The following is a 5,998-nucleotide window of genomic DNA, read 5'->3' as shown; positions in this document are numbered from 1 at the left end:
CGCCTCCCCGCCGCCGGGCTGGCCGGCGGGGGCGCCGGGCCCGCCCCGGCCCGTCGACCCGGCCGTCCCGGTCCCCCCGGCCGCGGGGGTCTGCTCGCCGTACGGGGTGCGCGCGCTGTCGGTCATCGGGGCTCCTCGGGGGTGGTGGTGACGGCGGGGGCGTCGATGCCGCCGTCCTCGGTGACGGGCAGCCGGGACACCCGGCGCACGAGCAGCGGCACGACGGTGAGCACGGCCACGACGACGAGCACGGCGGCGGCCACGACGAGCACCTCCTGCCAGGGGAAGAACGCGGTCGCCACCACGCCGAAGGCGAGCAGGGCGACCCAGGCGTGGAGCAGGCCGACGGCCGCCCGGTGGCCGTGGCCGATCTCGAGCATCCGGTGGTGCAGGTGCTGCTTGTCCGGGGCGAACGGGCTGCGCCCCGCGGCGGTCCGACGCACCACCGCCAGGGCGACGTCGGCGACCGGGACCACGAGCGCGGCGAAGGGCAGCAGCAGCGGCATGAACGCCGGGGCGAGGTCGCCGAAGGTGAGCACCGCGGGGTCGACGCTGCCGGTGAGGCTGATCGTCGAGGCGGCGAGCAGCAGGCCGAGCAGGAGCGCGCCCGAGTCCCCCATGAAGATCCGGGCGGGGTGCAGGTTGTGGGGCAGGAAGCCCAGGCACGCCCCGACCATGGCCGCGGTGACCAGCGAGGCGGTGCTCGACAGGTCGTCCGGGCTGGCCTGCACCGACAGCAGGTAGGAGTAGGCGAAGAACGCGGTCCCGGCGATGGCCACGATGCCCGCCGCCAGTCCGTCGAGCCCGTCGACGAAGTTCACCGCGTTGACGGTCACCACGACGACGAGCACCGTGAGGACGGTCAGCACCCACCCCGACAGCAGGGCGATGCCCCCGGGGCCGAGCGGGACGACGAGCAGCTGCACCCCGAACGTGGCCATGACGACGCCGGCGAGCGCCTGGCCGACGAGCTTGGTGAGGGCGTCGAGGCCGACCAGGTCGTCGACCACGCCGACGACGGTGATGACCAGGCCCGCGAGCAGGATCCCGACCGGGCCGCTCAGCCCCTCGCCGAACGTGCCCGCGAGGAAGGGCACCGTGGAGGCGAGCCCGAGCGCGGCGGCGAACCCGGCGAGGATGGCCACGCCGCCCAGGCGCGGCACCGGGGTGGAGTGCACGTCCCGGTCGCGCACCGGGCTGAGCGCCCGCAGCCTCACCGCGACCCCGCGCACGGGCGAGGTGGTGAGGAAGGTGACGACGGCCGCGACGGCCATCACCAGCAGGTAGGCCCTCACGAGCCCGACGGGTCGGGGGCGGGGGGCGCGCCCGGCAGGTCGCGGCCGTCGGCCGCGCGGTCAGCCCTCCCGGCAGCCTCACCGTCGGCCCCGGGACCGGGCTCGGGCTCGGGCTCCGGCGAGGGGTGGGCGTACGCCGCCGCGTCCTCCTCCTCGCCGTCCCAGCCGTGCGGCACGACCTCGCGCAGCAGCTCCTCCGGCACGGCGCCCGCCCGCAGCAGGACCGGGCCCGGGCCGGTGCAGTCGACGATGGTCGAGGCGAGGTCGTCCAGGCAGGGCCCGCCGTCCAGGTACACCGCCACCGACCCGCCGAGCATGTCGCGCGCCTGGTCCGACGACAGCGCGGCGGGGTCGCCGGTGGTGTTGGCGCTGGACACCGCGAGCGGGCCGGTGCGCTCGAGCAGCTCCAGCGCCACCGGGTGCAGCGGCATGCGCAGCGCCACGGTGCCGCCGGTCTCCCCCAGGTCCCACGCCAGGGTGGGCTGCGCGGTGACGACGACGGTGAGGCCGCCCGGCCAGAACGCCTCGACGAGCTGGCGGCAGTACGTCGGCACGCCGGTCGCCAGGCCGTCGAGCGTGGCGACGTCGCCGACGAGCACCGGGGGCGGCGCGTCCCGGCCGCGGCCCTTGGCCTGCAGCAGCGCGTCGACCGCCAGCGGGTCGAAGGCGTCGCAGCCGATGCCGTAGACGGTGTCGGTGGGGACGACGACCAGGGCGCCCCGGCCCACCGCGGCGGCGGCGGCGGCGAGCCCGCGCTCGCGGTCGCGGGGGACGGCGCAGTCGAAGGTCCGGCTCACGGCGGGCAGTCTCGCACCCCCGCGCTCAGCCGCGGGCGAGCCGGGCGCTGGTCAGGCGGGGGCGGCCGGTGAGGTCGGGGTGGTGCGCGACGTCCTCCCAGCCGCCGGCGCCGGCGAGGACCTCGGCGACGCCGTCGCACTGCGGCTCGCCGTGCTCGAGGACGAGCAGCCCCCCGGGCAGCAGCAGCCGCGCGGCCACCGAGACGCAGACCCGGAGCACGCGCAGCCCGTCGGGGCCGCCGTACAGCGCGGTCGGCGGGTCGTGCTCGGCCACCTCGGGGTCCACCGGTACCAGGTCGTCGGGGATGTACGGCGGGTTGGCGGTGACGACGTGGCAGGCGCCGACGAACCCGGGCAGCAGGTGCAGCGCCCCGGCGACGTCACCGCGCTGCAGGTCCAGGCGGCCGTGGCCGAGCGCCTCGACGTTGCGCGCCGCCCAGGCGTGCGCCAGGGGGTCGAGCTCGACGGCGCCGACCCGCGCGGCCGGCACCTCGTCGACGACCGCGAGCGCGACGGCGCCCGAGCCGGTGCACAGGTCGACGGCGACGGGCTCGTCGACGCGCGCGCCGGGGTCGGCTCCGACCAGGCGCGCCAGCTCCGCGACCGCGAGCCCGGCGAGCAGCTCGGTCTCCGGGCGGGGCAGGAACACGCCCGGCCCGACCGCCAGCTCCAGGCCTCGGAAGGCGGAGCGGCCGGTGAGGTGCTGCAGCGGGACGCGGTCGGCGCGCTCGGCGACCAGGTCGGCGAAGCGCTCCTGCGCCCCCTCCGGCCAGGCCGAGCGCATGACGACGAGGCGCTGCAGACCGCCCCGGTCCGTGCCCGCGGCGTGGGCGGCGAGCAGCTCGGCGTCCGTCCGCGGCGTCGGCACCCCGGCGGCGGCGAGCCGGTCCACGGCGCCGGCCAGGTCGGCGACCAGGCTCCCCTGCCCGCTCACCCGGCGTGCTCCGCCTGCTCGGCCAGCGAGGCATCGGTGCGCATGCGGGCCAGGCTCTCGGCGACCGCGTCGAGGTCGCCGTCGAGCACCGTGTCCAGGTTGTATGCCTTGTAGCCGCTGCGGTGGTCGACGACCCGGTTCTCGCCGAAGTTGTACGTCCGTACCCGCTCGGAGCGGTCGACGGTGCGCACCTGCGCGGCCCGGGCGGCGGAGGCGTCCGCGTCGGCCTCGGCCCGGGCGCGGGCCAGCAGCCGGGCCCGAAGGATCCGCATCGCCTGCTCGCGGTTCTGCAGCTGCGACTTCTCGTTCTGGCACATGGCGACCGTGCCGGTGGGGACGTGCGTCACCCGGACCGCGGAGTCGGTGGTGTTGACGCTCTGCCCGCCGGGGCCGGAGGAGCGGTAGACGTCCACGCGCACGTCGGCGGGGTCGAGGTCGACGTCGACCTCCTCGGCCTCCGGGTGCACGAGCACTCCGACCGCGGAGGTGTGGACGCGCCCCGCGGACTCCGTGACCGGCACACGCTGGACCCGGTGGACGCCGGCCTCGTGGCGCATCACGCCGTAGCCGCCCTCGGGCGCGGACAGCGACAGGGTCGCGCTCTTGACCCCGCCCAGGTCCCCGAGCGTGGCGTCGATGACCTGGGTCTTCCAGCCGTGCCGCTCCGCCCACCGCTCGTACATCCGCACGAGCTCGCCGGCGAACAGGGCCGACTCCGTGCCGCCCTCGCCCGCGCGGACCTCGACGATGGCGTCGCGGTCGTCGTCGGGGTCGCGGGGCACGAGCAGCAGCCGCAGCGCGTCGGCCGTCTCCGCGGCGGTCTGCTCCAGGCCGGGCAGCTCCTCGCGGAGGCCGGCGTCCTGGGGGGCGAGCTCCCGCGCGGTGAGCAGGTCGTCCTGCGCCTGCTGCCACGCCTCGTGCGCGGCGACGACCTTGCCGAGGACGGCGTAGCGGCGGGCGAGGCGGCGCGCCAGCGCGGGGTCGGCGTGGACGCCGGGGTCGGCCAGGGCAGCCTCGACCTCGGAGTGCTCGTCGAGCAGCGGTCTCACCCCGTCGAACACGTCGTCTCCTCGTCTGGGCCGCTCTGCCGGCGGCGCCCGTGGGGGCCCGGTGCCCTCACGACGACGGCGCCCGTCCGCTCCCCTGCGCGGGGTGCGGGCGGGCGCCGTCGACCGGGTCCTACTTGGCGGCCTCGGTCTTGGTGCCATAGCGCTTCTGGAAGCGGGCGACGCGGCCACCGGTGTCGAGCAGCTTCTGCTTGCCCGTGTAGAACGGGTGGCACTGGCTGCAGACGTCGGCGCTGATGGCGCCGGAGGTGGCGGTGCTCCGCGTGGTGAAGGTGCTGCCGCACGTGCACGTCACGGTGGTCTCGACGTACTCGGGGTGGATGTCGGGCTTCATGGCTTCTCCTCTGTCAGGCGGCCGCCGGGTCGTCCGCGTACGACGTGAACCGGGGCCTGGGCGTCACCAGTGTGGCGCACCCAGATGAATGCTCTAGACGTCGTGGCTGTTCCCGCCGGGGGTGGTCTTGCCCACCGTGAGCAGGAACTCCGTGTTGCTGCGGGTCTTCTTGAGCCGGTCCATGAGCAGCTCGACCGCCTGCTGGGGGTCCAGGGCGGTGAGCACCCGGCGAAGCTGCCACATGATGCGCAGCTCGTCGGGGGCCAGCAGGGCCTCCTCGCGGCGCGTGCCGGAGGGGTTGACGTCCACGGCCGGGTAGATCCGCTTGTCGGCCAGGTGGCGCGACAGCCGCAGCTCCATGTTCCCGGTGCCCTTGAACTCCTCGAAGATGACCTCGTCCATCTTGGACCCGGTCTCCACCAGCGCCGTGGCGAGGATGGTCAGCGAGCCGCCGTTCTCGATGTTGCGGGCGGCCCCGAAGAAGCGCTTGGGCGGGTACAGCGCCGAGGAGTCGACGCCGCCGGACAGGATGCGCCCGCTCGCCGGGGCGGCGAGGTTGTAGGCGCGGCCGAGCCGGGTGATGGAGTCCAGCAGGACGACCACGTCGTGACCGAGCTCGACGAGGCGCTTGGCGCGCTCGATGGCGAGCTCGGCGACCGTCGTGTGGTCCTCGGCCGGCCGGTCGAAGGTCGAGGCGATGACCTCGCCCTTGACCGTGCGCTGCATGTCGGTGACCTCCTCGGGACGCTCGTCCACGAGGACGACCATGAGGTGGCACTCCGGGTTGTTCGTGCTGATCGCGTTGGCGATCGCCTGCAGCACGAGGGTCTTGCCGGCCTTGGGCGGGGAGACGATGAGGCCGCGCTGGCCCTTCCCGATCGGCGACACCAGGTCGATGATCCGGGTGCTCAGCACGCCCGGGTCGGTCTCCAGGCGCAGCCGCTCCTGCGGGTACAGCGGGGTGAGCTTGCTGAACTCGTCGCGGGTGCGCGCCTCGTCGACGGACTGCCCGTTGATGGAGTCCACCTGGACGATGGCGTTGTAGCGGCCGCGCCGCTCGTCGCCGCCGGGGCGCTCCTGCTTGACCTGGCCGACGACCGCGTCGCCCTTGCGCAGGCCGTACTTCTTGACCTGGGCGAGCGAGACGTACACGTCGGCCGGACCGGGCAGGTAGCCCGAGGTCCGCACGAAGGCGTAGGACTCGAGGATCTCGACGATGCCGGCCACGGGCACGAGCACGTCGTCCTCGCGGACCTCGGGCTCGTCCATGCCGCGGGGCTCGCGGCTGCCCAGCGGGCGGCCGGCCTTGTCGCGCTGGCGGTTGCGGCCGCGGCGACGGCGGCCGCCGCGCTCGTCGTCCTCGTAGTCGCTGCCGTACCGGTCGCCCTGGGCCCGGTCGGTCAGGCCGTCACGGTCGGGGCCGAGGTCCAGGTCGTCCGGCAGCTCGGGCTGGCGGTCGCGGGCCGGGCGCTGCCGGTCCCGCTCGGGCTGGCGCTCGGGCTGGCGGTCGCGCTCGGGCTGGCGGTCCGGCTGCCGGTCACGCTCGGGCAGGCGGTCGCGCTCGGGCTGAC

At 75.6% G+C, this 5,998-nt stretch carries 6 protein-coding genes; all 6 read right to left on the bottom strand.

Annotated features, from left to right (window positions below):
• Nucleotides 1-122: 122 nt before the first annotated feature.
• Nucleotides 123-1,295, bottom strand: coding sequence for an MraY family glycosyltransferase (locus WCS02_RS16360; RefSeq protein ID WP_340295165.1), 1,173 nt, complete (start codon nucleotides 1,293-1,295; stop codon nucleotides 123-125).
• On the bottom strand, nucleotides 1,292-2,092 hold the full coding sequence (locus WCS02_RS16355) for an L-threonylcarbamoyladenylate synthase (RefSeq protein ID WP_340295163.1): 801 nt from the start codon (nucleotides 2,090-2,092) through the stop codon (nucleotides 1,292-1,294). Before WCS02_RS16355 ends, WCS02_RS16360 begins: the two co-directional genes overlap by 4 nt.
• A 25-nt stretch (nucleotides 2,093-2,117) precedes the next feature.
• Entirely contained in the window at nucleotides 2,118-3,026 is a 909-nt protein-coding gene (prmC, locus tag WCS02_RS16350) for a peptide chain release factor N(5)-glutamine methyltransferase (protein WP_340295161.1), read from the bottom strand.
• Nucleotides 3,023-4,087: a peptide chain release factor 1 gene (gene prfA, locus WCS02_RS16345; RefSeq protein WP_340295159.1), complete on the bottom strand. Its 1,065-nt coding sequence runs from the start codon at nucleotides 4,085-4,087 to the stop codon at nucleotides 3,023-3,025. Before prfA ends, prmC begins: the two co-directional genes overlap by 4 nt.
• 118 nt (nucleotides 4,088-4,205) lie before the next feature.
• Nucleotides 4,206-4,427 (bottom strand): 50S ribosomal protein L31, encoded by a 222-nt coding sequence (gene rpmE / locus WCS02_RS16340; protein WP_340295157.1) that lies wholly within the window; start codon nucleotides 4,425-4,427, stop codon nucleotides 4,206-4,208.
• A 93-nt stretch (nucleotides 4,428-4,520) separates the two neighbouring features.
• The coding region (gene rho, locus WCS02_RS16335; protein WP_340295155.1) for a transcription termination factor Rho at nucleotides 4,521-5,998 on the bottom strand (1,478 nt) is incomplete at its 5' end.

It is taken from the genome of Aquipuribacter hungaricus, from assembly GCF_037860755.1.
Lineage (GTDB): Bacteria > Actinomycetota > Actinomycetes > Actinomycetales > JBBAYJ01 > Aquipuribacter > Aquipuribacter hungaricus.
Note: the sequence above shows the minus strand (reverse complement) of the source record. Positions and strands in the feature narration are given on the sequence as shown.

Coding starts and splice junctions, on each gene's coding strand:
- rpmE (WP_340295157.1), bottom strand. CDS start 4,427: ATGAAGCCCGACATCCACCCCGAGTACGTCGAGACCACCGTGACGTGC.